Here is a 25,119-nt window from a genome sequence, read left to right on the forward strand (position 1 = left end):
ATCGGACGGAAAGCCGAGTTCGGTCTTCAGGTCTTCGCGGACAGGAATGGCATCAGTTCCGCGAGCAGCGCCGCGGGCGCCTCCTCCGGAATGAAGTGCCCGCAGGGAAGCGGCTTTCCACGCACGTCGATCGCCTTCTCGCGCCAGGTGGCGAGCACGTCGAACAGGCCATGCATCTTTCCCAGTTCGCCCCAGAGGGCGAGGACGGGGCAGTGAATGCGCCGGTGGATGTCCGCTTCGTCGTCCTCGCAGTCTCGAGTGGCACCGGCGCGATAGTCCTCCATCGCCGCGCGGATCGTGCCGGGAAGCCGCATCACGCGCAGGTATTCCTGGAACGCGTCCTCGTCGATGGCACCTGCGAGCCCCGTGAGACTGCGCAGCATGTGCCGCAGGAACGGTTCCGCTGACGCGCTGATCATGATCTCCGGAAGGTCAGGCACTTGAAAGTAGAACCAGTGCCAGTAGGCTGCCGCGAGTTCCTGACCTGTATCACGGAATACCGTGTGCGTGGGCACGATGTCCAGCACGCAGAGCCGTTCGACGGCGTCGGCGTGATCGAGGGTCAGGCGGTGCGCCACGCGGGCGCCCCGGTCATGCCCCACCACGCTGTAGCGGGCGTGCCCCAGCGCGGTCATCACGCCATGGATGTCGGCGGCCATCGTCTTCTTGTCATAACCGTCTCGCGGCTTGTCGGAGTCGCCATACCCGCGCAGATCGGGTACGACGATCGTGTGATGCGCAGCCAGCTCGTGGACGACTTTCCGCCACATGATGCCGCTCTGCGGATAGCCGTGAAGCAGCACGACGGCAGGCCCCTTCCCGCCGGTCCAGGTGTGAATGCGCACGCCGTTGGCGCGAACGTACGAGGCCTCCAGGCCTGGCATCAGAGTCATCGTTTCCTCAGGTAGTTTTCGAGCCGGGCCACGCCCTCGGCAAGGACCGAAATGGGTTTGGGGTAGGAGAACCGCACGTGCTGGGCGGCACGATGGTGTCCGAAATCGATGCCGGGGGCGATCGCGACTCCTGCCTTCTCCAGCACGTCGATGCAGAAGGCGTAGCTGTCGCTGGTGTGGCGTTCGCAGTTGGCGTAGATGTAGAAGGCGCCCGTCGGTTCCACCGGAATGTCGAAGCCCAGATCGCGCAGCCTCGGCAGGAGGAAATCGCGCTGTGCACGGAAGGCCTCGTGCCTTTCCTCGTGGATACGGACCGCTTCCGGGGAAAACGCGGCGATGGCGGCCTGCTGCGCGATGTCGGAGGCGGAGATGAACAGGTTCTGGGCGAGCTCGATGTCCGCCATGTAGTCCTGCGGCGCGACCATCCAGCCGAGACGCCAACCCGTCATGCCGAAGTACTTGGAAAAGCTGTTGATCACGAAAGCATCGTCCGCGAACTCCAGCACGGTGCGATCGCGATCACCGTAGGTGAGCCCGTGATAGATCTCATCGACGATCAGCACGCCTCCGCGCTTGCGCACGACCTCGTGGATCGCACGCAGTTCGTCGAATGCGATCACCGTACCCGTGGGATTCGACGGCGTTGCCAGCATGACGGCGCGGGTACGGGGACTCCAGTGGCGGTTCACCAGTTCGGCGGTGAGCTGGTAGTTCGTATCCGCTCCCACCGCGATCGGCACGGGACGGCCTTCCATGGCACGGGCGAAATGCCGGTTGCACGGATAGCTCGGGTCCGCGAGCAGCACTTCGTCGCCGGGCGAGAGCAGCACGCCCATGGTCATGAGCAGCGCGCCGGAGGAGCCGGGCATGACGCCGATGCGCGAGGCCGGAATGCCGACACCGTAACGGGTCGTGTACCAGCGGGCGATTTCTTCGCGCAGAGCGGTGGTGCCGAGCCCGGCGGTATAGCGGACATTGCCGGATTGAATGGCGCGGATTCCCGCTTCCGCAATGGGCGCTGCGGAGGGCGCATCGGGTTCGCCGATGACCATGTTCACGATCGAGCGGCCCTGGGCCTCGAGTTCCTTGGCGCGGGTGACGAGGACCACCACATGGAAGGGCTCGATGTCCGCCATGCGGGCGGCGAGAGGGTGGGCCGGCACGGTTTCGTCTGGTGGCATGGGCGCGGAAGTCCTGGGATCGGGATGCGAGTATTTCGCGCATCGCACGCCATGTCCACGGCACGGGGGCCACACCGGGGATCGACGCGCTTCACCAGACCACCGTCGGGCTCGCTGACAACCCTGGTACACCAATCGGCGGCAGTCGTTTAGATGATTGATTCAAATAAATAATTTCGCCTTGCACGCTCCCTGCTAACCATGCGCGCGTTGCGCCCCGCGCGACGGCGGCGGCCCCCATCCCGATGCGTCCGCTGCCTGCCTCTCGCAGAAAGGAGACCCACGATGTTCCTGAAACAAGCGCTCGCCGCCGCCGTGCTGGCCACGGTTGCCGCCAGTCCTGCTCTGGCAGCCATCGCCGAGACGGATGCGTACACGATCGAGTACGACGAAAACACCGACTTCGGCTTCCTCAACTTCACCAGCGGCGGCACCGGCGTTCGCGGATTCGGCTGGGACGCATTCCCGTCGAACGCGGTAGCCTCCTCCATCGGTGGCACGGACAGCCTCTCGCTCGGTATGCCCACCCTGACCATCACCGCCAAGGAAGGCTGGTCCCTGGCGGAATTCATCCGTGGCCTGTCGGGCGGGTTCTACAGCGAAACCGGTGCAGAATCCGCGACGAGCGTGACCATCACCGGCAGCATCGCCATCGACGGCGGCGCGGATGAAGCATTCACCACCGACGCCACCAAGAACCCCATCGTGGACACCCCCACGTTCCGCTTGGGGAACTGGGAAGGTAACGGGCAGTACAACTTCAGCCTCGCGCAGAAGATCGTCCTGAGCGGGCTGACCTTCGAGTTCATGGCGGACGGCACCGGCGGCAACGCGGGAATCGTGGGCCAGCAGCCCGGCCCCCGCTTCGACATCGGCGTGGTCGAAGCGCCGATCCCCGAGCCGGAAACCTATGCGCTGATGGCCCTGGGACTCGTGGCCGTGGGAGCAGCAGCGCGGCGGCGCAAGCAGCAGTGATGTCTCCCCCGGGATGAGCCGGGGAAGCAGTGCCGGCAACGGGCGGAATCCCCCAGGGTTCCGCCCGTTGTCTTTGCGGCCTCCCTGCCGCCCGGAGTTCCGCAGTACAGTGCGCACTTTTTCTGCGGAGCGGCATCATGCGCATGGTCATTGTCGGCGCCGGGGGCGTCGGAGGTTATTTCGGAGCCAGGCTCGCGGCGGCGGGTGAAGACGTCACGTTCGTCGCACGGGGCGCCCATCTCGCGGCGATGCGCGACGGTGGGCTGAAGGTCCTTTCCAGCCTCGGAGATCTCACGGTGTCTCCGGTCAGGGCGACGGACGATGCATCGTCGCTCGGTCATGCCGACCTGGTGATGATTGCGACCAAGCTGTGGTCGACAGACGAGAGCATCGAATCTGCGCGCCCCCTGATGGGTCCCCGGTCCACCATCGTGTCTTTCCAGAACGGCGTTCAGGCCGAGGACAAGCTGATCGAGGCTTACGGGCGCGAACGCGTCCTGGGGGGTGTCGCAAACATCGCCGCGCTGATCGAGTCGCCCGGAGTCATCCGCCACAACGGCACCATGGCTCTCCTCCAGTTCGGGGAATTCGATGGCCTGCGCAGCGCGCGCGTGGAGTCGCTCGAAGCCGCGTGCAAGCGGGCCGGCGTGGACTGCAAGGTGCCGGATGACATCCTCAAGGCCATCTGGGAGAAGTTCGTCTTTCTTGCATCGTTTTCCGCCATGACCACCCTGACGCGGCTCCCCGCCGGCCCGTTGCGCGAAGACCCCGACACACGGGCCCTGTTCCGTCAGCTGTCCGACGAGGTCGTGGCCGTGGGACGCGCCCGCGGCATCGCTCTGGCCAGCGATGCCACGGACGCGATGCTGAAGCGGATCGACGGCCTTCCTGGCCAGATGGTGGCCTCCATGCAGGGCGACCTCATTCGCGGCAACCGGCTGGAACTGCCCTGGCTGTCGGGAGATGTCGTGAAGATGGGCGAGGCGTCCGGCATTCCCACACCGGCCCACCGGTTTGTGTATGCAGCCCTCAAGCTGCACGCCGACGGCAAGCATCCGATGGCGAGATAGCCGGGGTTTCCGGTGTCCCCGGGGGCCGCACCGGGTCCGGGGGCGGTGTCCAGCGGATGTCCGAAGCGTGCCGATGGAGCGGTCGCTTTCCCGGCCGCTCCTGCTGCACCGCACCAGCGAAAGGTTTTGACGCCGTCTCGACGGGCGGATTAGCATCGCCTCACTGTTGCGGTGCGCAGTGAATTCTGCGTTCCGCGCCGTCGAAACCGTGCCGGGCGTGGAGGAAGCCAGTCCACGCCAGGGTCAAGAAGAAGTGGCACGGATCCGTTCCTTTTGGCAGCGGACCATTCTCGTCTGGGTCCGTCATCAGAGACAGAACCGCCCGGTCGTGAGTCCATGCGCCGCTTTCGCGCAGGGGGAAGTCTCCGCCGCTGCCAGCGAAAGGTGAGCGCCAGGCGCCCGCCGAGGAATGAAGGCGAAGAGGGAATAAGCACCCGAAAAGGGGGAGGAAGGGGCCGGGGCTCGAAAGGGCTCCGGCTTTTTTTTTCCATTCCGGGACACAATGGCCGCTCCACCTCAGGCGGCATCTCTGGCCGCGGCAGCGCTTCCCGAAGGAGTCACGATGACAACCTACCGCAAACCCGACGACGCCGAGCTGCGAGAGCGGCTCACTGCCGAACAGTACAAGGTGACGCAGCACGAAGCGACGGAGCGGGCTTTCCACAATGCCTACTGGGACAACCACCGTGCGGGGATCTACGTGGACGTCGTCACGGGCGAACCGCTGTTCTCGTCGCTGGACAAATTCGATTCCGGCACCGGCTGGCCGAGCTTCACCCGGCCTATCGAGCCGGCCAACGTCGTGACGCGCGAGGACCGCAAGTTGTGGATGGTGCGCACCGAGGTGCGATCCCGTCACGGCGACTCGCATCTGGGCCACGTGTTCGACGACGGGCCGGCGCCCACGGGCCAGCGGTTTTGCATGAACTCGGCAGCCCTGCGATTCGTCCCCGTCGAGAACCTGGAAGCCGAGGGTTACGGCCAGTACCGAGCGTTGTTCGAGAAGGGCCAACCCTGATCGGCGCGGGGCGTTGCACCCCGGTCAATTCGGGGTTGCACGCCCCTGCCGGAAGTTGGACCATAGAAGGCTATCCATCGCGTACCCGGTTCGCGCGCATCGCGCCACGCCACAGGGGAACGCCGGCATCAACGAACCGTGGGGTCCATCCATCGTGCAACCAGCCGTCCAGGCCAATGTAGAACCCGCCATCGAGGAGCTTCGCGTTCTTCTGGGCGACCGCCTATCCACCAGCACCGGCGTGCGCGACCATCACAGCAAGGACGAGTCGTGGCACATCCCGCATCGTCCCGATGCGGTCGCGTTCCCGGACTCCACCGAGGAAGTGTCCAAGATCGTGCAGATCTGCGCGCGGCACCGCACTCCCGTGGTGGCCTACGGCACGGGGACCTCCCTGGAAGGCGCTGTCATTCCGGAACACGGCGGCGTGGTCATCGACCTCGTCAATCTGGACAAGGTGCTGCAGGTGAACGCCGAGGATCTGGACGTCACGGTGCAGGCTCGCGTCACCCGCAAGCAGCTGAACGAGCACATTCGCGATCTGGGCCTGTTCTTTCCCATCGACCCGGGCGCGGATGCCTCCCTCGGCGGCATGGCAGCCACCCGAGCCTCCGGCACGAACGCCGTGCGCTACGGAACCATGCGCGAGAACGTGCTGGCGCTGACCGTGGTGCTGGCGGACGGGCGGATCATCCGCACGTCGCGGCGGGCCAGGAAATCGGCCGCCGGCTACGACCTCACGCGGCTGTTCGTGGGTTCGGAAGGCACGCTGGGCATCATCACCGAGGTGACGCTGCGCCTGTATGGAATTCCGGAAGCCATGGCCGCGGCCGTATGCTCGTTCGAGTCGCTGGAGGGCGCGATCGACACCGTCATCCAGACCATCCAGCTGGGCATCCCGGTCGCCCGCATCGAACTGCTGGACGACGTCCAGATGGATTCCGTGAACAAGTTTTCCAAGCTGGACTATCCGGTCAAGAACACCCTGTTCGTCGAGTTTCACGGCACGGAGAACGGCGTGAAGGAGCAGGCCGAGCTGGTCCAGGCCATCGCGCAGGACAATACCGGCGGGGAGTTCAAGTGGGCCACCAAGCCCGAGGAACGCACGCAGCTCTGGACCGCACGTCACGACGTGACCTACGCCAACAAGGCGCTGCGGCCCGGCTGCGAGATCTGGGCGACCGACGTATGCGTCCCGATCTCCCGTCTGACGGAGTGCATTCTCGAGACGAAAAAGGACTTGCAGGAGAGCTTCCTCATCGCGCCCCTGGTGGGACATGTCGGCGACGGCAACTTCCATCTGGGCTTTCTGATCGACCGCAATGATCCGAAAGAGATCGCGGAAGCGGAGCGCCTCAACGAACGTCTCGTCATGCGGGCGCTGGCGCTCGACGGAACGTGCACCGGCGAGCACGGGATCGGCCTGGGCAAGATGAAATTCCTCACCGCGGAACATGGCGATGCCGTGAGCGTGATGCGGGAAATCAAGAAGGCACTGGACCCGCTGGGCATCCTCAATCCGGGCAAGATCTTCACGATGTGAGCGCCGCCCCGCGGCGTGTCCGCCCGGCGCAGGCGCCCGCGATGGAACGGTCACGGGGTGTCGAGCGGCGGGATGTCGCGGGTGATGCGAATGGCGCCGTGTTCCCGCCGGATGCGGCCTTGACGGGTCATTCGGTCATGATCGAGCGGCGGACCACCACGCGCGGACTGGGGAGGGTCGGCAGAGCCCGAAGAAGACTGCGGCAGCAAGTCCGCGAGAGTTGATCCCCGCCATGGAACCGCACGCCGTCGCCGAACTGTCGGATATCCGTTTTCTCTGGGATGCTTCGGCGGCGCCGGTCCTGGATATCGAACGTTTCATGGTCGGACGCGGCGAACGGCTGCTGCTCAGGGGGCCCAGCGGAAGCGGAAAGTCGACCCTGCTCGGCATACTCGCGGGCGTGCTGGTACCGCAGCGAGGCGACGTGCGTGTCCTCGGAGCCGATCTCCGGCGCTTGAGCGGCGCTGACCGGGACCGCTTCCGTGCCGACCACGTGGGCGTCATCTTCCAGCTCTTCAACCTGATTCCCTACCTGTCCGTGCTGGACAACGTGATGCTGCCCTGCGGTTTCTCGCCGCGCCGCCGCGCACACGCATCGAAGGCGGGAAGCACGATCAGGGATGAAGCCATGCGCCTTCTGCACAGGCTGGACATGGACTCGCCGGATCTGCTCGACCGGCCCGTGACCGGCCTCAGCGTGGGACAGCAGCAACGGGTGGCGGCTGCGCGCGCCCTCATCGGCGCCCCGGAACTGGTGATCGCCGACGAACCCACATCGGCGCTCGACGCGGATCGCCGTGCTGCCTTCGTCGATCTGCTGCTGGATGAGTGCGCCGCCACGGGCGCCTCGGTCGTTTTCGTGAGTCACGACGATCACGCGACCCACCGGTTCGACCGGATCGTCGATCTCCGGCAATTGAATCGCCCGGCGGCATGAAGATCTCCAGCACCGGCGCGGGACCGCGATGATCCTCCGCCTTGCGATCGCGAGCCTTCTCAACCGCCGCCTGACCGCCGGATTGACCGTCCTGTCCATCGCGTTGTCGGTCGCCCTCCTCCTTGCGGTGGAACGCGTTCGCGAGCAGGCGCGAACGAGCTTCGCCGACACCGTTTCGGGCACGGACCTCATCGTGGGCGCACGCACGAGTCCGGTCCACCTGCTCCTCTTCTCGGTGTTCCGGATCGGGAATCCGACGAACACCATGCGATGGGAGAGTCACGAATGGTTGATGCGACGGCCCGAGGTCGCATGGACGATCCCCCTGTCGCTCGGCGACTCGCACCGCGGTTACCGCGTGATCGGCACCTCGTCCTCGTACTTCCAGAGGTACCGGTACGCCAGCGGACGTTCGCTCGTCTTCGCTCAAGGCGGCGCATTCACGCAAGCCCAGGACGCCGTGCTCGGGGCCGAGGTCGCCCGTCGGCTCGGGTACTCGGTGGGGAGCAAGGTCGTGCTGGCGCATGGCGCCGGCGATGTCTCGTTCGCGCTTCACGACGAACGCCCCTTCCGGATCTCCGGAGTGCTGGCCCCCACGGGCACGCCGGTCGATCGCGCCGTTCACGTGCCGCTCGGAGGGCTCGACGCCCTGCACGCGTCGACGCTCGGCACGGATGACGACGATCCCCTGGCCGCCGCCTTGCGTTCGCGCGAGGCGCAGGCGACAGGATCCACTGCGCCAGCATCCCTTTCCGCCGTGCTCGTGGGCCTGCACAAGCGCGGCCAGGCGCTCGGACTGCAGCGCGCGGTGAACGAATTCGACGGAGAAGCGCTCACCGCCATCCTGCCCGGTGCAACGCTCATGGAGGTGTGGGAGATCGCAGGCGTCGCAGAGCGCGCGCTTTCAGCCGTGTCCTGGATGGTGGTCGCCGTGGGACTGGCTGGAATGCTGGTGGCGCTGCTGACCGGCCTGGCCGAACGACGCCGCGAAATGGCCGTCTTGCGTTCCGTGGGCGCAAGGCCCTCCCACGTATTCGCGCTGATGCTGTGCGAGGCGGCGATGCTGACGGCTGCGGGCATCGTCGCGGGTGCCGGAACGCTGCAGGTGCTGGTGGCATCCGGACGTGACTGGCTGGAACGGCAGCTGGGACTCACGGTGAGTGCGGGATGGTTCTCCGGTCACGAGATCCAGCTCATGCTGCTCGTGTCCGCCGCGGGTACGATCATCGGACTCGTGCCCGCCTGGCGCATCTATCGCCAGTCGCTCGCCGACGGCATGATCGTACGACTTTGAAATCTGACCGGGGAGTCACCATGCACCGCCTGTTACTGAGTCTTCTCTTCTGGACGACGCTGGCCATCGGTGCGGATACGCCGCGTCAACTGATGTGGAAGGACCTCGCGCCGCGCGCCACCGTCGACAATCCGTTCGCCCACCTCGCCCGCGACCAGTTGCAATGGCTGTCGGACGTGGTTGCCATTCGCGACCGCAAGGCCCGCGGCGACAAGTCACTGACCGCCAGCGAGCTTTCGGACGAGCAGACAGCCACGCGCAAGCTGGAGAAGGCGGGCATCGACGTGGAGGCTCTGCTCGCGAAACGCCGCGAAATGGCCGAACAGAAGAAGGCCGGCGCCCACGCGCCCAATGCCGCGCTGGACGGTGCGATCGTGCGTCTTCCGGGTTACGTGCTGCCCCTGGAAATCACCGGCAAGCAGGTGACGGAGTTCCTCCTCGTGCCGTGGGTCGGCGCCTGCATCCACACGCCGCCACCGCCCGCGAACCAGATCGTCCACGTCAAGGCAGAGACACCCTTCGAACTGACGGGCGGGATGTTCATGCCGGTCTGGGTGACGGGCCGCATGAGCACGGGCACCCTGAAGAAGGCGCTCACGATGATCGACGGATCGTCCGACATCGACGTCGGCTACGCGCTGCGCGCAAGCCGGGTGGAACCGTATCGCGAGTGATCTGAGGCCGGGAAACCTCTCTCTTCCGGATCAACGGCGGTTCTCCCGTCGCGTGACAGGATGCGGGAGATGCGGCTGAGCCGAGGGCGGACGTCCAGATCCCGATGGGCTGCGCCGGGATCGGTTTGCTGCCTTCCGGAGCGTTCCGTTCCGGCTACTTGAAAGCGGGCAGGGCGGCGACAGTCCCCGGCTGACCGGGCACGTGCTCGTGGGGCGCAGGCTTGTTCATGACGGCGTTCACCTTGACGCTCTCGACGCCGTCCTCGTCGATCTCCACCCGCAGATTGGCGAGCGCGCGGAACTTGAGCTCGGGCGAGTACCAGATGGTCATCACGCTGAGGTCGCCCTGCGTGCGGACGTGGGCGACAATGAACGACGTGCTCAACTGATTCCACGCGTTCTTGAGGGTGGCGAAGGACGTGGAGATCATCTCTTCACCGTCCAGTTCGATCGTCACCGTCGTCTGGTCGGTCGTACCGCCCCGTTTCTCCACGGATACCGCCCGGAACCAGCCCGCGCCGTGGATGGGGACACTCGTCCTCTCCCCCGACCCATGAACGTCCACGGACTTCTCGAGCTGAACGACTTCGCCGCGGACGTCCCCTTCCACGCAGGCGTGCCCGAGACTGCCCATGGCAAGCAGCCACGGTGCGACGAGCAGGCGAAGATGGCGAGAACCCGGGCAACAGGGCATGTTCGACTCCAATTGCAATGAATTCAGTCTATCACTGCTTGCGGCGCTTTCCTCATGAGTTCGGTCAAGGAAAGCCGTCATCCCGCCGATGCGTGAAGAGCTTCACGAGTGCGGATTCGGGGACGTCCAGGCATCCTCGGTCTCCCCTTTCCCATTGGACGCGCCCGATTTCCCGGCTACCCTTGCATCCGTCATGAACGTCTTCCTGAGCTACCGCCGTGGAGATGCCGCAGGGCACGCAGGACGCCTTGCGGAGGCGCTCGAACGGACGTTCGGTGACGCTGCCGTGTTCCAGGACATCGAAGCCATCGCGCCGGGTGAAGACTTCGCGGACGCGATCGACCGGGCGTTGTCGGCAAGCGGCGTCCTGCTCGTCATGATCGGCCGTGGATGGCTCGGCGCGGCCGACGCGGAGGACGGCCGCGGCTGCAACTTCCCGAAGATTTCGTGCGGCTGGAGATCGAGAAGGGATTCGCTCATGGCATTGCCGTGATTCCCCTGCTGGTGGGGGGAGCCCTGATGCCCCGCGCGGATGAGCTTCCCCCGTCGATTGCTGCGCTCGCGCGCCGGCAGAGCATCGAACTTTCCGATTCCCGCTGGGACTACGACGTGTCGCGGGTCGTGGAGGCGGTCCGGGCTCTCGAAGGCCGGGACGAGCGGCGGATCGTTTCTCGGCGGCGCCGTGTCGCTGCCGTGGGAGCAGCTGCCGTGGCCGCGAGTGCGGCAGGGGCCCTGGGATGGCGGATCCTGTCCTCCCGTACACCGGACGTTTCCGGACGGTGGGTGCTGCCTTCGGGGAGCACATGGCGCGTGGTCCAGCAGGGAGACTCGGTCTCCATCGAAGAGACGCACTACGAATCGCGCGAGGTCTGGAAACGGGGGAGCGGGACGATCGCGGGTGGCATTCTCCGGTACCGGCTGGATTTCGTGTTCCAGCCGAATGCCGTGGAAACGGGAGAGCTGCGACTGGAGGCCGATGGACAAGCGTTGCGCGGTACGGCGCTCGTGCCGCCGTCGGAACGCGCCGTTCCCGTCAACCTCGACCGGTCGCGGTGATTCTCGTCGACTCCGGCGGGCTCTCGAAGGTACCGGAAGCTTCGTCGGTGGCCTGACTGCGTGGAATCACGAACGTGAACACCGCGCCGCCGCCGTTACCGTTGGCCGCCCAGATTTCTCCGCCGTGACGGAGGACGATCTCGCGCGAGATGGCAAGCCCCAGTCCGGTGCCGCCTGCGCCGCTCTTGGTCTTGCTGCTCTGGATGAACTTGTCGAACACGGCTTCCAGTTCCTCTGCCGGGATGCCGATGCCCTCGTCCGCGACCATCACCTTGAGCGCGGATCGCCCGGCACCTGCGCCATCTTCCCGCGCTGCAAGGAATCCGTCGGAGACGGAAATGCGGATGGTCCTGCCCGCCGGCGTGAACTTGAGCGCGTTGGACAGCAGATTGCGGACGACCTGGCCTAACCGCATCACGTCGAACTCGGCTTTCGTGTCGGAGGTTTCGCAATCCAGCACGATGTGAACACCGCGTTCGCGGGCGACCACCTCCAGTTCCGAGATGACGTTGCGAATCACGTCCGCGATGTCGTTGGGCGTGACGTCGTACCTCATGTGCCCTGATTCCAGCTTCGCGAGATCCAGCAGGTCGTTGAGCAGAGCCAACAGACGGCTTCCGCTCAGTTCGATCCGCTGCAGGTACTGTTCGATGCGTCCGCTCGCGACGTCCTGGTCCCGGATCTTGATGAGCCCGATGCGGGCAAAGGACAGAATGGCGTGCATGGGCGTGCGCAGTTCGTGCGACATGTTGGCGAGGAATTCGGACTTCGCCCGGTTGGCGGACTCGGCCGAGTCCCTGGCGGTGATCAGCTCGGCAGTCCTGGCGCGTACCGTCTCCTCCAGTTCATCCCGGTGCTTCTGCGCCGCCTGCTCCGCGAGCTTGCGGTCGTGGATGTCCAGATTGTTGCCAACGACGTATTCGCTTCCGTCGGGCAACCGCACGTACTTCTTGGTCTTGAATATCCAGCGGCCCTTGGCGTCGCGCACTTCCACGGTGATGGTGCCGTGGGTAGCGAAGAGCGTGTCGTCCTCCTGCCACGACGCATCGGAAAACTCGCCGTCGAGAATGTCGTGATCGGTGCGGCCGAGCAACTCTTCCCGCCGGCGGCCGAGCAGCGAGCAGAACGCATCGTTCACCAGGATCCACCTGTGCTCCCGATCCTTCACATAGGCAGGATTGGGCATGGCGCTCAGAATGCCGTCGAGAAAGCGCCGGGCCGCCATGGCTTCGTGCTGCGCACCCTTGAGTTCGGTGATGTCGGTGAGAATGCCCGCGACGCCGCGGGTGCCATCGGGAAGCTGCAGCGGTGCCTTGGTCTTGAGCAGCCAGCGCTCCTCCGCACCGCCACGCAGATTGGTCTGCTCCAGGCGCATCACGGTGCCGGATTCGACGACCTGACGGTCCTCTTCCAGACGCTGGGCCGCAATGACGGGGTCCAGCACCGACCGGTCGTCCTCGCCGATCAACTGGCCCTTCGTTCTACCCATCAGCCGGGCGAAGGCGAGATTGACGTTGATCCAGCGGTGCCTTGCATCCTTGACGAAAATGGGATCGGGGATCGCATCCAGGATGCCCTGCAGCAGCTTGCGCTCCGATTCCCGGTCGTCGAGCGCCTTCTCGACATCGGCATCTGCGCGCGTGAGCGAGACACGATAGAACCACGCGCCGAGGGCGACGAGCACGGTGACCCCAAGACCGGCCACCAGGATGACGATGGCGGGAACGTCCTGAATGGCTTCGCCGGGCGCTGCCAGCCGTCGCATCTCGACCTGCCAGACCTGCCCGCCGAAGCTGAGACGGCGAACGGCCGGCGCAGTGTCCGCGACGACCGGCGCGTGCGGCTTGGTGCCCGTATCGAAGACGGCCGTCCCGTCTTCGTGAGCGATGCGAAGCGCAATCGTGCCCGCCTCGGCATCCAGGCCGCTGCTCACCACGTCGCCCAGGACGACGGCGCCGTAGACCAGCCCGGCCACGCGTTTTCCGTGGCTGCCGGTGTCCGCTGCGAAGACCGGCAGAAAGAGGATGAGACCCGGGCGCCCATCCTGTACCAGTTGCACCTTGCGGGTGACCGCGAGCCGGCCTGATTCGATGGCCTGCCGCATGGCCCGTTCCCGCACCGGTTCTGCGCTCTGGTCGTACCCCAGGACGCGGCGCGCCGCTCCCGTCGACGGGGCAACCAGCGTGATGGGAAAGAACACGGGTTGACCGTCGTCGGGCCAGACGTGATATTCCTTGCCATGAACGGAGCGCAGCCGCGATTCGTGTCCTGACAGGCCGTCCCGGGAAACCCGGTCCATGAAGCCCAGGGACCTCAGGCCGGTGAGGCGCTCGTCCTGGTGGAGTCCATCCACGAACGTGATCCATTTGTCGGGCGAGATCTCCCGGCTCGCCATGACGAAGCTCCGCGCAGCGCGCAGAAGATGCTCGTACTGGAGCAGCCGGTTGAACATCCGGTCGGACACCATGTCCGCGACGTGGCCGAAGTCCTGGCTTTTCGTGTCCCTTTCGTGGGTATGCGCGATCCACCACGCGCCCGCCGTGACGCACAGGCAGATCAGGGGCAGGACCCAGAACTGGCGCGACAGCTGGCGGCGGAACGACTGGAACGTCATCGGTGAATCGGCGATCCGGAACAGGAGAACGAAAGAGCGTTGCCGCGACGGTCCGCCGCCGCGCGGGAGGGTCCGGCCGACAGGGCCCGGGTCCGGTCTGCGGCCATCGTTGCCGGCACTCGGGACCGTGATCCGCCGGCCGGTGGGCCGCAACCGGTTCCGCGCCGCAGAACCAGACTATCCGTGTCGGGTTAACGACGCGCTCGAACGCGACTTGAGGGCGGGACATCCGTCCATGCGACCGCGGCCCGCTCAATAGGACTTCGGCAGGCCCAGCACCTTTTCGGCGATGAAGCAGAGCACCAGATGCGGGCTCACGGGAGCGATCCGGGGGATCATCGCCTCCCGCAGATAACGCTCGATGTGGTACTCCTTGGCGTAGCCCATGCCGCCGTGCGAGAGCATCGCCTGCTCGCAGGCATGGAAGCACGCTTCGGCGGCGAGGTACTTGGCCGCATTCGCCTCCGCCCCGCACGGCTTTCCGGCGTCGTAGAGGCTGGCGGCCTTGAACGTCATGAGGTTGGCGGCTTCGAGATCCATCCAGCAGCGGGCCAGAGGATGCTGGATCGCCTAGTTGCGGCCGATCGGCCGGTCGAAGACCACGCGCTCGTTGGCATAGTCCACCGCACGCGCCAGGGCTGCCCGCCCCAGGCCGATCGCCTCGGCGGCGATGAGGATGCGCTCCGGATTGAGGCCATGCAGGATGTAGTCGAAGCCTTTCCCGTCCTCGCCGATCCGGTCGGCCTCCGGGACGGGGAGCTCCTCGATGAACAGCATGTTCGAATCCACCGCCTTGCGGCCCATCTTCTCGATCTCGCGCACCTCCACGAACTGCCGGTCGAGCGCGGTGTAGAAGAGCGACAGACCCTGCGTGGGCTTGTCCACGGTCTCGATCGGCTGGGTGCGCGCCAGGATCAGCATCCTTTGCGACACCTGGGCCGTGGAGATCCAGATCTTGCGTCCCCGCAACACGTAGCGGTCGCCCTCGCGGCGGGCCACGGTCTCGATCCTTGCGGTATTCAATCCGGCGTTGGGTTCTGTCACCGCGAAGCACGCCTTCTCCGCGCCGCGGATGAGCGGCGGGAGCCAGCGCTGCTTCTGTTCTTCGGATCCGAACACCACGACGGGGTTGAGCCCGAAGATGTTCATGTGGATGGCCGATGCGCCGGAGTACCCTGCGCCTGACTCGCTCACCGCCTGCATCATCAGTGCGGCTTCGACGATGCCCAGCCCTGCGCCACCGTATCGCTGCGGCATGGCGATGCCGAGCCAGCCGTCACGCGCGACGGCGGCGTGGAAATCTTCGGGAAATCCGCCCAGACGGTCACGTTCGAGCCAGTACGACGCGTCGAAACCTTCGCACAGACGCAGAACGGCCTCGCGAATCGCGTTCTGCTCCGGCGAGAACTCGAAGTCCACGGCGGCGTCAGTCCTGGGCGCGGCGGATCACGCGCCGCTCCAGCATCGAGGCGACTTCGTGCTCCGAGTAGCCGGCCTCGCGGAGAACCTCCTCCGAATGCTCGCCATGCCGTGCCGCGGGCGAGCGTTCGCCGGGGGGCGTGGCGGACCATCCGGTGGGCGTGCGCGGAGCGAATACTTCACCTTCGGTCGGATGCGCCTCGCGTTCAATAAAACCGGTGGCTTGCAGATGCGGATCTTCGAGCAGATCGGCAACCGTGTGCATCGGTGCCACGGGAATGTCGATGGACTCGAGCAGCGCGACCCACTCCCCGGTCGTGCGCTGCTTCAGGATGCCGGCGAGGAATTCGTATACCTCAGCAATGTGCTGGGCGCGCTGGCCATGGGAGGCGAAGCGTCCGTCGTCGATGAGATCCGGCCGGCCGATCGCCTGGAGGAACGCACGCCACTGCTTGTCGTTGTAGACCAGCACGCACAGGTGCCCGTCGCGGGTCGCGTAGGGCCGCCGGTGCGCGAGCCGGGCATAGCCCGTCCCGCCGATCGGGGGCGCGTAGGACATTCCCGCCAGGTGATCGCCCAGCACGAAGTGGGCGACCGACTCGAACATGGGCACTTCCACGGACTGGCCTGCCCCCGTCCGTTCGCGCGCGAACAGCGCCGCGGTCACCGCGTAGACGAGGTGCAGGCCGGTCAGCCGGTCGGCCATGTTCACCGGTACGTAGCTGGGCGGCTGTGCCCCGTCGCGCGCGTTCAGCCAGGCAAGACCGGTGATGCCCTGGATCAGGTCGTCGTAGGCCGCCTTCGGAGCATAGGGACCGCTCTGCGAGTAGCCGTAGGCACCCACGTAAAGGATGCGCGGATTCACGGCCTTCACGGATTCGTAGGACAAACCCAGGCGCGCCATGGCTTGCGGGCGCACGTTGTAGACCAGGACATCCGCGTCCCGCACCAGACGCAGCATCGCCTCGAGCCCGTCGGGTTGCTTGAGATCCAGCACGATGTTGCGCTTGCCGCGGTTCAGATGCATGAAGAGATGCCCCATGCGTCGCGATTTCATCGGCCCGACGTCGCGCATGTTGTCGCCTTCGGGCGGCTCGACCTTGATGACGTCCGCCCCCAGTTCCGCGAGGATCTGGGTGGCGAACGGTCCCATCACGACAGTGGTGAGATCGAGGATCTTGACCCCGGAAAGCGGACCGGCCATGTGTTCGTTACTCCTGGTTGAGTGCGATGAAGGGGGTGGGTCCGGGGCGCGGCCGTCACTCGGGCCTGATGCCGGCGTCGCGAACCAGACGCCCCCAGTAGTCGAGCTGGTTGCGTACGTATGCCGCAAAGTCCTGGGGACCCAACGGGTCGACTTCGAAGCCGATGGAGGCCAGGCGCGACTTCACGTCGGGTCTCGCCAGGACGGCCAAGGTCTCCCGCGCCAGCCGCTGGACGATCTCGGGCGGGGTGCCCGCAGGCGCAAACAGGCCGTTCCACGAAGTGACGTCGAATCCCTTCACGGATTCCCCCAGAGGGGGAGCGTCCGGAACCAGGGAAGACCGCTTCGCGGTGGTCACCGCCAGCACCTTGAGCCGTCCGGCCGTCACGTGGGGCATGGCCGTGGCGAAATCCGCCACCATGACCTGCACCTGGCCGGAGGCCACGTCCAGGATGGCCTGGGGACTGGCCTTGTAATAGACACCGACCATCGACACGTGCCCCAGAACGTTGAGGCTCTCGGCGGCCACGAGCGAGGTGCTGCTGGCCGAAGCGTAGGTGAGCTTGCCGGGATTCGCCTTGGCATAGCTCAGGAAACCGGCGGTCGACCGGACCGGAAGCTGACCGTTCACCACCAGCATGAACGGAAGCGTGGCCGTGCGCGCAATCGGCTCGAAGTCCTTGATCGGATCGTAGGGCAGGGTCCGGAACAGATGCGGGTTGGCGGAGTGCGTCGTGTTGGTCGTGACGAACAGCGTGTACCCGTCGGGCGCACTGCGCGCGACGTGCTGGGCGGCGATCTGGCCCAGGCCGCCCGCCTTGTTCTCGACCACCACGCTCTGCCCCAGACGCGGAGAGAGTTCCTGGGCGAGCAGCCGTGCCATGGTGTCCGTGGCGCTTCCCGCCGCAAAGGGCACGACCAGGCGCACGGTCCGCGACGGATAGGCGTCCGCCGCGAAGACGGAGACCGCAAGGGACATCGCTGCAACGAACGCGGCTGCACATCGGCAGGCCCGCGACAGCCGTTGACGCAAGCGGTGCACGTTCTCCTCCACGGATGAGGTCCCGGTGACGCTACGGCGCCCGGGATCGGTTGATGTCGGTCCGGCCGATTCTACGGGCACCCGCTCCCCGCGCGGCGCGACACCGCGAAACGGCCGGATGGTGCGGTCGCATCGCGGGCTGCCGCACCGCCGCCGCGACTGCGCGCGGATCGGCATTTCCTCACGGGCGCCCGAGGAACAAGTACAGGGCGTCCGGACCCGTCTCGGCGTGTCCCCAGGCGAGATACACCGGGCCAAGCGCGGTATCCGCCGCAAGAAAGAGCGATGCCGCGACGATCAGTCCGCGCGCGTCAGGGCTGCTGTCCAGACGCTTGTACATGTTCCCCGCCTCCAGCGATCCGCCCCAGTACAGACCGTCGGCGAAGGCGGGAATGCGGTCGAGCCGGTGCCAGTAGATCACACGCCCGATCGCGAACGATTCTCCGACGTACCGGCCGATCTGGTGACCCGACAGATTGAACAGGCCACCCAGACCATAGACATCGTGAAACGGCAGACTTCCCGAAAGGGCCTTGCCGCCGCGCAGGCCGACGAGAAACTGGTGGTTGCGATAGCCGAAGGCGTGCGCCGCATCGAGATCGGCCCGGACGTACTGCCGGTCTGCGCCGAGCGCCGCAAGCGAGCGCAGGATTCCCGCCGTCGCGATGGTCCCCTGCCCCGGGAAATTGATGTTGTCGAGCGTGTCGTAGTGACCGCGCAGCGACACGTTGCCGACCTCGGCGTCCAGCGGACTGAACAGTGGGAGGGCGACCGAAGGCGTGGCCGAAGCGCTGCCGCGATAGACGCCGGCACGGATCTCTCCCCATTGATCGAGGCTCGCTCCCGCGTCGAGGCCGATACCGGCGCGGCGCACCTGGTACTGAGCCACACGCGTCTCGCCCGCGTAGAGGTCGAAGACGCTTTGCGAAATCTCCACCCGCGGCGCGACGAACCATCGGCCTCGCAAGTCGAGGGGCTGATGGAACTCCGACACGAGGGAAGGATTGAAGCCGAGCTGCAGCCGGTTGCGCCACTCGCCCCCCAGCCGGTTGAGCCAGGTCATCGCATGGAAGAGCCGCAGGCTGAATCGCCCCTCCCCCTCGAAGTCACTCGACAGGGCAAGCCCCACCCGTACGTAGTTGGGGCCCCGCGCCTTGTCGCGCGTCTCGACCACCAGCGTGCGCTCGCCGTCGCGGTCCACGAAGTGATAGTCGACACGGTCGAGATCACCCCGGCCGAAGAGCCTGGCCACGCGACCGACCAGCTTCTCGTCCGAAGGGATCGTGCCTTCCTCGGTCCGGATCGAGGCCTCCACCGCCTGCGGATTCACGAACTTGAGACCGCTCGTGTCGACGGCGAGACGGCGGGCCGCAGCCGACACTCTCGCGCGGTCGACCTGGGCCAGGCGGTAGGCCTCGTAGTCCTGGGCGCGCATGCTCAGGCGCTGAAGGAAATCCGCGTGCCTTCTGGCCGCCGCTTCGCCTCGCGGAATGATGTCCTTCGCGCGGGCGAACTCCAGAGCGCTGAAACCTGCCAGGTCCGGCTCGACCAGCAGATCGCCCTGCCTGAGTTCCGATAGAGACCGGCGCACGTTCTGCTCGGTCAGGATGTTGATCATCTGGACCGACACGCCCAGGACGCTCTGCAACTCCTCGCGCTTGAGGAGCTTGGTGCCGAGGTTCACCGCGATCACGATGTCCGCGCCCATGGCGCGCACCACGTCCACCGGCAGATTGCGGACGAGCCCGCCGTCCAGCAGCACGCGTCCGTCGATCTCCTCGGGAGAGACAATGCCGGGCACCGACATGCTGGCCCGCATGGCACGGGCGAGATCGCCCCGCGACAGGACGACCGCTTCGCCGGTCTCGATGTCCGTGGCCACCGCCCGGAATGGAATGGGCAGCCGGTCGAAATCCCCGTTGGCAGGCTCCTGCACGAACGAGCGCAGGGTCGCGAGCATCTGCTGACCGCTGATGGCGCCCTTGGGCAGCACCGGCAGGCCGCGGCTCACGCCCAGTTCCAGGCTCCACAGGCCCACGGAATCGAGCTGCTTGTGCAGCAGGGACTGTTCGCTTCGCGCAGGCGCATCGCGGAAAACGCGATCCCACTGCGTTTCGCGCAGCCTGCGCTCCATCTCCTCGGGGGTCATCCCGCTGGCGTAGGCCGCGCCCACGATCGCCCCCATGCTCGTGCCCGCGATGCAGTCGACGGGAATGCGCAGTTCCTCGATGACCCGCAGCACGCCGACGTGCGCCAGACCGAGCGCGCCTCCTCCGGAAAGCACAAGCCCGATCCGCGGGCGCGGCGGATCAGGCACGTCGCGGCAGGCATGCGAACTGCCCGGAAGGAGCACGGCCGTGACCATGGCGATCCCCGCGGCAAGCCCACGAATCGTGCGGGAATGCGAAAGCCGGCCGCCGCCCGTCCCGCTCCCCCGGCGGCACTTATAATTCATCGCTCGTCACCCGCTCACTCGAGGGTAGCTTTCATGTCCACCATTGCCGACGCACCGGCGACCACCGCCGAGCCGATCCTGCTGAAATCGGTCTCCCACGGAATCGCCACCCTGACGCTGAACAGACCCAAGCAGTACAACGCGCTGTCCTGCGGGATGCTAACCGAACTGCAGGACGCCCTCGATGCGGCGGCCAAGGACCCCGCCGTGCGCGTCATCGTGATCGCGGGCAACGGGCCGGCCTTCTGCGCCGGGCACGACCTCAAGGAAATGCGGGGCAATCCACGCAAGGACTTCTACGACGAACTGTTTGCCCAGTGCAGCCGCTTCATGCTGACCATCGCCGCGCAACCGCAACCGGTGATCGCCCGCATTCACGGCATCGCCACCGCGGCGGGCTGCCAGCTCGTCGCTGCCTGCGACCTGGCCATCGCGTCGGACAACGCGAAATTCGCGACATCGGGCATCAACGTCGGTCTGTTCTGCTCCACGCCCGCCGTCGCGCTGTCGCGCAATCTGTCCCGCAAGCGCGCGATGGAAATGCTGCTGACGGGCGAATTCATCGACGCTGCCACGGCCAAGGATTTCGGCCTGGTGAATCGCGTCGTCCCGCTCGATCGGCTCGACGCCGAGGTGAAGATCCTGGCGGATGCCATCATCGCCAAAGAGCCCGGTGGCCGTGGCGGCAGGCAAGAAGATGTTCTATCCGCAGCTCGAGGTCGGCATGGAGGACGCCTACAAGCAGGCCGCCGAGGTGATGGCCTGCAACATGATGGCCGAGGACGCCGGCGAAGGCATCGACGCGTTCATCGGCAAGCGTCCGCCCGTATGGAAAGGTCGATGAGCGCCCCGTCCATGGCCGAAACGCCAGCCAAACGCGCCTCCCTCTTCACCGTCGCCAAGGCGGTCCTGTGGAGCTTCCTCGGCATCCGGCGCAAGAGCGACATGCAGTCGGATATCGTCAAGATCACGCCGCTTCAGGTGGTGGTGGTGGGCGTCATCTGTGCGGCGATCTTCGTCGCCTCGCTCGTCACCTTCGTCCACTTCATCACGGCCAAGTGAAGCGCCTGTTGGCCGGGGCCGCGCTTGCCGCCTCCCTGGCGGCGATCGCGGCGCCGGTCGATGAGCGCGAGGTCGCCGAGGGAATCGCCGACTACGACGCGGGCCGCCACGCGCAGGCACTGGAGCGGTTCCTGCCGGCGGCAGAAGCGGGCAGCACCTCGGCGCAGTATCACCTCGGACTCATGTATGCCCGGGGCGAAGGCGTCGAACGCGACCTGGCCGCCGCTGCCCGCTGGTTCGAACGTGCCGCGCGCGCAGGCCATGGCCACTCCCAGTACATCCTCGGACACATGAACGCCAAGGGCGATGGGACTGCCCGCGACCCGGTCAGGGCGCACATGTGGTACACGGCCGCCGCCGCCAACGGGTGGTGGAAGGCCCGGGAAGCGCGGGAGAAGCTGGTGGATGCCGGCATGTCGCCGGATCAGGTGGCGCAGGCCGCCAGACTGTATCGGGAGACGTTCGGAAGGCCGGAGTGAACCCGCGGGAACTGCGCTGCCGTGACGCGCCGTTCGCGAGGTCTCCGAGTCAGGGACTGGTCTGCCTCGCCTTGCCCAGATACGCCTCGTGCAACGCGTCGCTGCCAAGCATTTCCATGGCGGGTCCTTCGCCCACGATGCGTCCCGTGTCCACCAGGTAGCAGTGGTGGGCGTGCCGCAGCGCCTTCTCCACGATCTGCTCGACGAGCAGTATCGACATGCCCTGCCGGCAGAGTTCCGCGGCCACGTCGAGGATGCGGTCGATGACGATGGGAGCCAGCCCGGCGGAGGGCTCGTCCAGGATCAGCAGCTTCGGTTCGCCGATGACGCTCTGTGCCACGGCGAGGATCTGCTGCTGGCCGCCGCTCAGGCGCGATGCCGGCTGGTGCCGCTTGTCGGCGATCTCCGGAAAGAGTTCGTAGATGCGGCCCAGCTTCGACCGGTCGCCGTGGGGCGATCGCGCGTAGGTGCCGATCAGCAGGTTGTCCTCCACGGTGAGGGCGTGGAACACCCGGTGGCCCTCCAGCACCTGGACCACGCCGGCCTGAACGATCCTGCGCGGGCGGGCTGCGGTGAGGTCCTGGCCCGCGAAGCGCACGGTACCGCCGCGCTTGGGTACGAGACCGGAAATTGCGTGCAGCATGGTGCTCTTGCCTGCGCCGTTACGCCCCAGCAGGACGACGAACTCTCCCTCCCGCACCTCGAAGCTCGCGCCGTGCACGACTTCGGCGGTGCCGTACGCGACAGCCAGTGCGTCGACTTCCAGCAGCTTTCCGGCAGGCCGGTGCAAAGTGTCCACGTCAGGCTCCCAGATACACGCGGATCACTTCCGGGTCGTTGCGGACGTCCTGCGGCGATCCGTGCTTGAGCAGCCTGCCGAGATTGAAGGTCGTGACCCGGTCGCAGATGCCGAAGACGAATTCCGTGTGATGCTCCACGAGCAGAACGCCGATGCCGGATTCGCGCAGCGTGCGGATGACCACGCCAAGCCGCTCGATCTCCGCGCCGGTCAGTCCGCCCGCCGGCTCGTCGAGCAGCACGTAGTCCGGATCGAGCATCAGCGCGCGCGCGATCTCCAGAAAGCGCTTCTCCGCATGCGCGAGCAGGTTGGCGCGACGATGCACCGCGTAACCCAGGCCCAGGCTCTCGAGCAGTTCGGTGGCGCGTTCCCGGTTGCGGCGCTCCTCGGCACGCACGCCCGGCAACGCGAACATGCTGGGAACGAGGCGCCGCGGCGCCTCGCGCCAGCCGCCCAGCATGGCGTTCTCCAGCACGGAGAGCGTGCCGAGCAGCCGCGGCTTCTGGAAGGTGCGAGCCACGCCGCCGTAAGCCCTGCGCTGCACGGCGGCGCGCGTGACATCGGCGTCGTTCAGCAACACGCGTCCTTCGTCGGCCTGGTAGAAACCGGAAAGCAGGTTGAGCAGGGTCGTCTTGCCGCTGCCGTTGGGCCCGATGAGACCATGCACTTCTCCGGGCCGGAGTTCGAGCGACACGCCGTCGAGGGCCGTGAGCCCGCCGAATCGCTTCGTGACGCCCTCCGCCGCGAGGCTCATCGCGGCTTGCGTCTGCGCGACAGTGCAGCCGCGAGCCGGGCGGCGTCGGGCTCCACGAGCGCGTGCGAGGTGTGGCGCGGACGCAGACGTTCGACGAGCCACTCGAAGATCCGCCCGATGCCCTCCGGCACGAGAAGCACGACCGCGAGGAGCAGGAGGCCATAGAAGAGATTGCCCAGCTTGGCGAGAGGCGCGACCAGTTCGGGCAGCGCGGTCAGCACGACCGTTCCGGCCAGCGGCCCGAGAATGCTGCCGCGCCCGCCGATGATGATGCAGACGAAGAAAAACAGACCGAGTTCGAACACGAACGTGTCGGGCGTGATGTAGCTCTGGAGCGATCCGAACAGCGCCCCCCCTATTCCCGCGGTGGCACCGCTCACGACAAACACCCACAGCTTCATGCGGAAGACCGGCACGCCGACCGATTCCGCGGCCACGGGATTGTCACGGATGGCGATCAGGCCGCGGCCCCACATGGAGCGGGCCGTGTTCCACGTGAGCCAGGTGATCAGCGCCGCGACGCCCAGCAGCAGGAGGTAGAAGCCGTCGGGCGTGTCGAACGGCGGCGGAAATGCCGGAACGGGGAGTCCCACGCCGCCTCCCGTGAGATCGCCCAGGGAAAGGGACAACTCGGACACGATCAGCGCGAACGCCATGGTCGCCATGGCGAAGTAGAAGCCCGGCAGGCGCAGCGACGGCAGGCCGAGGAGGAATCCGCACAGGGCACCCACCGCACCGCAAGCAAGAAGGGCGACGTAGGGCGACCACTCGTGGGTGCCTGCCAGTATCGAGAATCCGTAGGCCCCGATGGCCAGCAGGCCCACGTGCCCGATGGAAAGCTGGCCGGTGAATCCGACCACGAGGTTGAGCCCCGCGATGAGGATCCAGTAGACGGCGATCAGCGATACGAGATGGAGCTGGTACTGATCGCCCGCCCACCACGGAAGCGACACCAGCGCTCCGAGAACGCCGACCGTGGAAACGATTCCGCGAAACGTCGTCATCACGGAACGATCCGCGAATCAGCCCCGACAGGCATGACGAGCGGGCGCTTCATACCGGCCTCACGTTGCGGGCGCCGAACAGCCCTTCGGGCTTCAGCAGCAGAACGATCATCAGCAGACCGACCGAGACGGTGTTCTGGAATTCGCCGCCGATGAGGTTGCTGGAGAACGCGTTGAGCAGTCCCAGCGCCGCGCCTCCGACCAGGGCGCCGACGTTGCTGCCCAGTCCGCCGACCGCCAGAGCAATGAAGCCGTTCAGCGTGAGCGTGAGGCCCAGCGCGAAGAAGGCGAACGTCAGCTGTCCTGCCGCGAAGCCGGACAGCGCTCCGATGACGCCGGCGATCACGTAGGACAGGGAACGGATGCGGTCGGTCTCGATGCCGCGCGCCCGGGCGGCGAATGCGTCTTCCGACATCGCCAGGAAGAGCTTGCCGTAGAGGGTTCGACGGTAGAAGAGCTCGAGGGCCAAAGCAATGGCCACCGTCGTGAGAATCGGCAGCCAGTATTTCTGGTCCGCGAGGCCGGCCGCGAAGTCCTGCGGCAGCAGCCGCGGGAAAGGCTGCGGTTCCGTTCCCCACCATAGACCGACGCCCTGCTGCACGATCGTTGCGAGCGCGAGAGTGGAGAGAAGCCAGAGGTGCTCGTCGCTACGGGTCACCACGCGGCGGATGGCGATGACGTCGGTCAGATAGCCGAACAGGCCGCCGACGGCCAGAGCGCCCGCGAGACCCAGCAAAGGATGCAGACCGAAGCCGGCGATGAACCATGCGCCGAACACGCCGCCCAGCATGGCGATGTGCCCGGTGGTGACGCTCAGCACCTTGGAGGTGGAGAACATCACGTTGTACGCAAGCGCGGTGGCTGCGTACAACGCCCCGGCCGCAAGACCCGAGACGATCAGGGTCAGCATGCGTGCATCAACGCCGTTGCGCGGCGAACGGATCCTGCAAGG

22 protein-coding genes and 2 pseudogenes are annotated in these 25,119 nt (G+C 66.4%); 12 read left to right on the forward strand and 12 right to left on the reverse strand.

The features are described from left to right. Positions 1–26: 26 nt before the first annotated feature. Positions 27–884 (reverse strand): alpha/beta hydrolase, encoded by an 858-nt coding sequence (locus IPK20_02150; GenBank protein ID MBK8015611.1) that lies wholly within the window; start codon positions 882–884, stop codon positions 27–29. 5 nt (positions 885–889) lie between these two features. After that, positions 890–2,074, reverse strand: a complete 1,185-nt coding sequence (locus IPK20_02155) for a pyridoxal phosphate-dependent aminotransferase (GenBank protein ID MBK8015612.1) — start codon at positions 2,072–2,074, stop codon at positions 890–892. A gap of 201 nt (positions 2,075–2,275) precedes the next feature. On the opposite strand from IPK20_02155, the gene IPK20_02160 reads away from it, so the two are divergent. The 7 genes from IPK20_02160 (at position 2,276) to IPK20_02190 (ending at position 9,585) form a co-directional block, all read left to right on the forward strand. Beyond that, positions 2,276–3,049 (forward strand): PEP-CTERM sorting domain-containing protein, encoded by a 774-nt coding sequence (locus IPK20_02160; GenBank protein ID MBK8015613.1) that lies wholly within the window; start codon positions 2,276–2,278, stop codon positions 3,047–3,049. A gap of 137 nt (positions 3,050–3,186) precedes the next feature. After that, positions 3,187–4,119 carry a 2-dehydropantoate 2-reductase gene (locus IPK20_02165; protein ID MBK8015614.1) on the forward strand — a complete coding sequence of 311 codons (933 nt, stop codon included), beginning with the start codon at positions 3,187–3,189 and terminating at the stop codon, positions 4,117–4,119. Between the two features lie 562 nt (positions 4,120–4,681). Further along, positions 4,682–5,137: a peptide-methionine (R)-S-oxide reductase MsrB gene (gene msrB / locus IPK20_02170; GenBank protein MBK8015615.1), complete on the forward strand. Its 456-nt coding sequence runs from the start codon at positions 4,682–4,684 to the stop codon at positions 5,135–5,137. Positions 5,138–5,288: 151 nt separating this feature from the next. Beyond that, positions 5,289–6,680: an FAD-binding protein gene (locus IPK20_02175; GenBank protein MBK8015616.1), complete on the forward strand. Its 1,392-nt coding sequence runs from the start codon at positions 5,289–5,291 to the stop codon at positions 6,678–6,680. Positions 6,681–6,912: 232 nt separating this feature from the next. Next, entirely contained in the window at positions 6,913–7,617 is a 705-nt protein-coding gene (locus IPK20_02180) for an ABC transporter ATP-binding protein (GenBank protein ID MBK8015617.1), read from the forward strand. Positions 7,618–7,645: 28 nt separating this feature from the next. Then, positions 7,646–8,911 carry an ABC transporter permease gene (locus IPK20_02185; GenBank protein MBK8015618.1) on the forward strand — a complete coding sequence of 422 codons (1,266 nt, stop codon included), beginning with the start codon at positions 7,646–7,648 and terminating at the stop codon, positions 8,909–8,911. 20 nt (positions 8,912–8,931) lie between these two features. Further along, on the forward strand, positions 8,932–9,585 hold the full coding sequence (locus IPK20_02190) for a DUF3299 domain-containing protein (protein ID MBK8015619.1): 654 nt from the start codon (positions 8,932–8,934) through the stop codon (positions 9,583–9,585). Positions 9,586–9,739: 154 nt separating this feature from the next. Here IPK20_02190 and IPK20_02195 read toward each other — a convergent pair whose 3' ends face one another. Then, the gene (locus IPK20_02195; GenBank protein MBK8015620.1) at positions 9,740–10,279 is read right to left on the reverse strand and encodes a hypothetical protein; all 540 of its coding nucleotides are present in this window, start codon (positions 10,277–10,279) and stop codon (positions 9,740–9,742) included. 193 nt (positions 10,280–10,472) lie between these two features. Between IPK20_02195 and IPK20_02200 the strand changes: the two genes are divergently transcribed. Both IPK20_02200 and IPK20_02205 read left to right on the forward strand, forming a co-directional pair. Beyond that, on the forward strand, positions 10,473–10,772 hold the full coding sequence (locus IPK20_02200; GenBank protein ID MBK8015621.1) for a toll/interleukin-1 receptor domain-containing protein: 300 nt from the start codon (positions 10,473–10,475) through the stop codon (positions 10,770–10,772). Then, positions 10,727–11,335 carry a hypothetical protein gene (locus IPK20_02205; GenBank protein MBK8015622.1) on the forward strand — a complete coding sequence of 203 codons (609 nt, stop codon included), beginning with the start codon at positions 10,727–10,729 and terminating at the stop codon, positions 11,333–11,335. Before IPK20_02200 ends, IPK20_02205 begins: the two co-directional genes overlap by 46 nt. Here IPK20_02205 and IPK20_02210 read toward each other — a convergent pair. The 5 genes and pseudogenes from IPK20_02210 to IPK20_02230 all read right to left on the reverse strand — a co-directional run bounded on the left by IPK20_02210 (position 11,313) and on the right by IPK20_02230 (position 20,069). Further along, positions 11,313–13,949, reverse strand: a complete 2,637-nt coding sequence (locus IPK20_02210) for a CHASE domain-containing protein (protein MBK8015623.1) — start codon at positions 13,947–13,949, stop codon at positions 11,313–11,315. The genes IPK20_02205 and IPK20_02210 overlap by 23 nt on opposite strands. Positions 13,950–14,201: 252 nt before the next feature. Further along, positions 14,202–15,368 (reverse strand): annotated as a pseudogene (locus IPK20_02215) (acyl-CoA/acyl-ACP dehydrogenase). Between the two features lie 7 nt (positions 15,369–15,375). Then, positions 15,376–16,572, reverse strand: a complete 1,197-nt coding sequence (locus IPK20_02220) for a CoA transferase (GenBank protein MBK8015624.1) — start codon at positions 16,570–16,572, stop codon at positions 15,376–15,378. A gap of 55 nt (positions 16,573–16,627) precedes the next feature. Next, complete coding sequence (locus tag IPK20_02225) at positions 16,628–17,551, reverse strand: tripartite tricarboxylate transporter substrate binding protein (GenBank protein ID MBK8015625.1); 924 nt, start codon at positions 17,549–17,551, stop codon at positions 16,628–16,630. A 244-nt stretch (positions 17,552–17,795) separates the two neighbouring features. After that, positions 17,796–20,069 (reverse strand): patatin-like phospholipase family protein, encoded by a 2,274-nt coding sequence (locus tag IPK20_02230; GenBank protein ID MBK8015626.1) that lies wholly within the window; start codon positions 20,067–20,069, stop codon positions 17,796–17,798. A gap of 33 nt (positions 20,070–20,102) precedes the next feature. Here IPK20_02230 and IPK20_02235 point away from each other — a divergent pair. The 3 genes and pseudogenes from IPK20_02235 (at position 20,103) to IPK20_02245 (ending at position 21,610) form a co-directional block, all read left to right on the forward strand. Next, positions 20,103–20,913: pseudogene (locus IPK20_02235) on the forward strand (enoyl-CoA hydratase). Continuing rightward, positions 20,910–21,131, forward strand: coding sequence for a DUF2970 domain-containing protein (locus IPK20_02240; protein MBK8015627.1), 222 nt, complete (start codon positions 20,910–20,912; stop codon positions 21,129–21,131). Before IPK20_02235 ends, IPK20_02240 begins: the two are co-directional and overlap by 4 nt. Beyond that, positions 21,128–21,610, forward strand: coding sequence for a sel1 repeat family protein (locus IPK20_02245; GenBank protein MBK8015628.1), 483 nt, complete (start codon positions 21,128–21,130; stop codon positions 21,608–21,610). The genes IPK20_02240 and IPK20_02245 overlap by 4 nt, the downstream gene beginning before the upstream one ends. 49 nt (positions 21,611–21,659) lie before the next feature. Here IPK20_02245 and IPK20_02250 read toward each other — a convergent pair whose 3' ends face one another. From IPK20_02250 to IPK20_02265, 4 genes are read right to left on the reverse strand one after another with little or no spacing between them, the layout of a single operon-like run. Next, positions 21,660–22,400: an ABC transporter ATP-binding protein gene (locus IPK20_02250; protein ID MBK8015629.1), complete on the reverse strand. Its 741-nt coding sequence runs from the start codon at positions 22,398–22,400 to the stop codon at positions 21,660–21,662. A gap of 10 nt (positions 22,401–22,410) precedes the next feature. Next, positions 22,411–23,163 carry an ABC transporter ATP-binding protein gene (locus tag IPK20_02255; protein MBK8015630.1) on the reverse strand — a complete coding sequence of 251 codons (753 nt, stop codon included), beginning with the start codon at positions 23,161–23,163 and terminating at the stop codon, positions 22,411–22,413. Next, positions 23,160–24,167, reverse strand: a complete 1,008-nt coding sequence (locus tag IPK20_02260) for a branched-chain amino acid ABC transporter permease (protein MBK8015631.1) — start codon at positions 24,165–24,167, stop codon at positions 23,160–23,162. Before IPK20_02260 ends, IPK20_02255 begins: the two co-directional genes overlap by 4 nt. A gap of 49 nt (positions 24,168–24,216) precedes the next feature. Then, entirely contained in the window at positions 24,217–25,077 is an 861-nt protein-coding gene (locus IPK20_02265) for a branched-chain amino acid ABC transporter permease (protein ID MBK8015632.1), read from the reverse strand. Positions 25,078–25,119 lie beyond the last annotated feature (42 nt).

Source organism: Betaproteobacteria bacterium (genome assembly GCA_016713305.1).
GTDB lineage: Bacteria > Pseudomonadota > Gammaproteobacteria > Burkholderiales.

Excerpts from the sequence above, each read along its gene's own strand:
- IPK20_02150 (MBK8015611.1), bottom strand. The coding sequence starts at position 884 with ATGCCAGGCCTGGAGGCCTCGTACGTTCGCGCCAACGGCGTGCGCATT.
- IPK20_02155 (MBK8015612.1), bottom strand. The coding sequence starts at position 2,074 with ATGCCACCAGACGAAACCGTGCCGGCCCACCCTCTCGCCGCCCGCATG.
- IPK20_02160 (MBK8015613.1), top strand. The coding sequence starts at position 2,276 with ATGCGCGCGTTGCGCCCCGCGCGACGGCGGCGGCCCCCATCCCGATGC.
- IPK20_02165 (MBK8015614.1), top strand. The coding sequence starts at position 3,187 with ATGCGCATGGTCATTGTCGGCGCCGGGGGCGTCGGAGGTTATTTCGGA.
- msrB (MBK8015615.1), top strand. The coding sequence starts at position 4,682 with ATGACAACCTACCGCAAACCCGACGACGCCGAGCTGCGAGAGCGGCTC.
- IPK20_02180 (MBK8015617.1), top strand. The coding sequence starts at position 6,913 with ATGGAACCGCACGCCGTCGCCGAACTGTCGGATATCCGTTTTCTCTGG.
- IPK20_02185 (MBK8015618.1), top strand. The coding sequence starts at position 7,646 with ATGATCCTCCGCCTTGCGATCGCGAGCCTTCTCAACCGCCGCCTGACC.
- IPK20_02190 (MBK8015619.1), top strand. The coding sequence starts at position 8,932 with ATGCACCGCCTGTTACTGAGTCTTCTCTTCTGGACGACGCTGGCCATC.
- IPK20_02195 (MBK8015620.1), bottom strand. The coding sequence starts at position 10,279 with ATGCCCTGTTGCCCGGGTTCTCGCCATCTTCGCCTGCTCGTCGCACCG.
- IPK20_02200 (MBK8015621.1), top strand. The coding sequence starts at position 10,473 with ATGAACGTCTTCCTGAGCTACCGCCGTGGAGATGCCGCAGGGCACGCA.
- IPK20_02210 (MBK8015623.1), bottom strand. The coding sequence starts at position 13,949 with ATGACGTTCCAGTCGTTCCGCCGCCAGCTGTCGCGCCAGTTCTGGGTC.
- IPK20_02220 (MBK8015624.1), bottom strand. The coding sequence starts at position 16,572 with ATGGCCGGTCCGCTTTCCGGGGTCAAGATCCTCGATCTCACCACTGTC.
- IPK20_02225 (MBK8015625.1), bottom strand. The coding sequence starts at position 17,551 with ATGTCCCTTGCGGTCTCCGTCTTCGCGGCGGACGCCTATCCGTCGCGG.
- IPK20_02230 (MBK8015626.1), bottom strand. The coding sequence starts at position 20,069 with ATGAATTATAAGTGCCGCCGGGGGAGCGGGACGGGCGGCGGCCGGCTT.
- IPK20_02240 (MBK8015627.1), top strand. The coding sequence starts at position 20,910 with ATGAGCGCCCCGTCCATGGCCGAAACGCCAGCCAAACGCGCCTCCCTC.
- IPK20_02255 (MBK8015630.1), bottom strand. The coding sequence starts at position 23,163 with ATGAGCCTCGCGGCGGAGGGCGTCACGAAGCGATTCGGCGGGCTCACG.
- IPK20_02260 (MBK8015631.1), bottom strand. The coding sequence starts at position 24,167 with ATGACGACGTTTCGCGGAATCGTTTCCACGGTCGGCGTTCTCGGAGCG.
- IPK20_02265 (MBK8015632.1), bottom strand. The coding sequence starts at position 25,077 with ATGCTGACCCTGATCGTCTCGGGTCTTGCGGCCGGGGCGTTGTACGCA.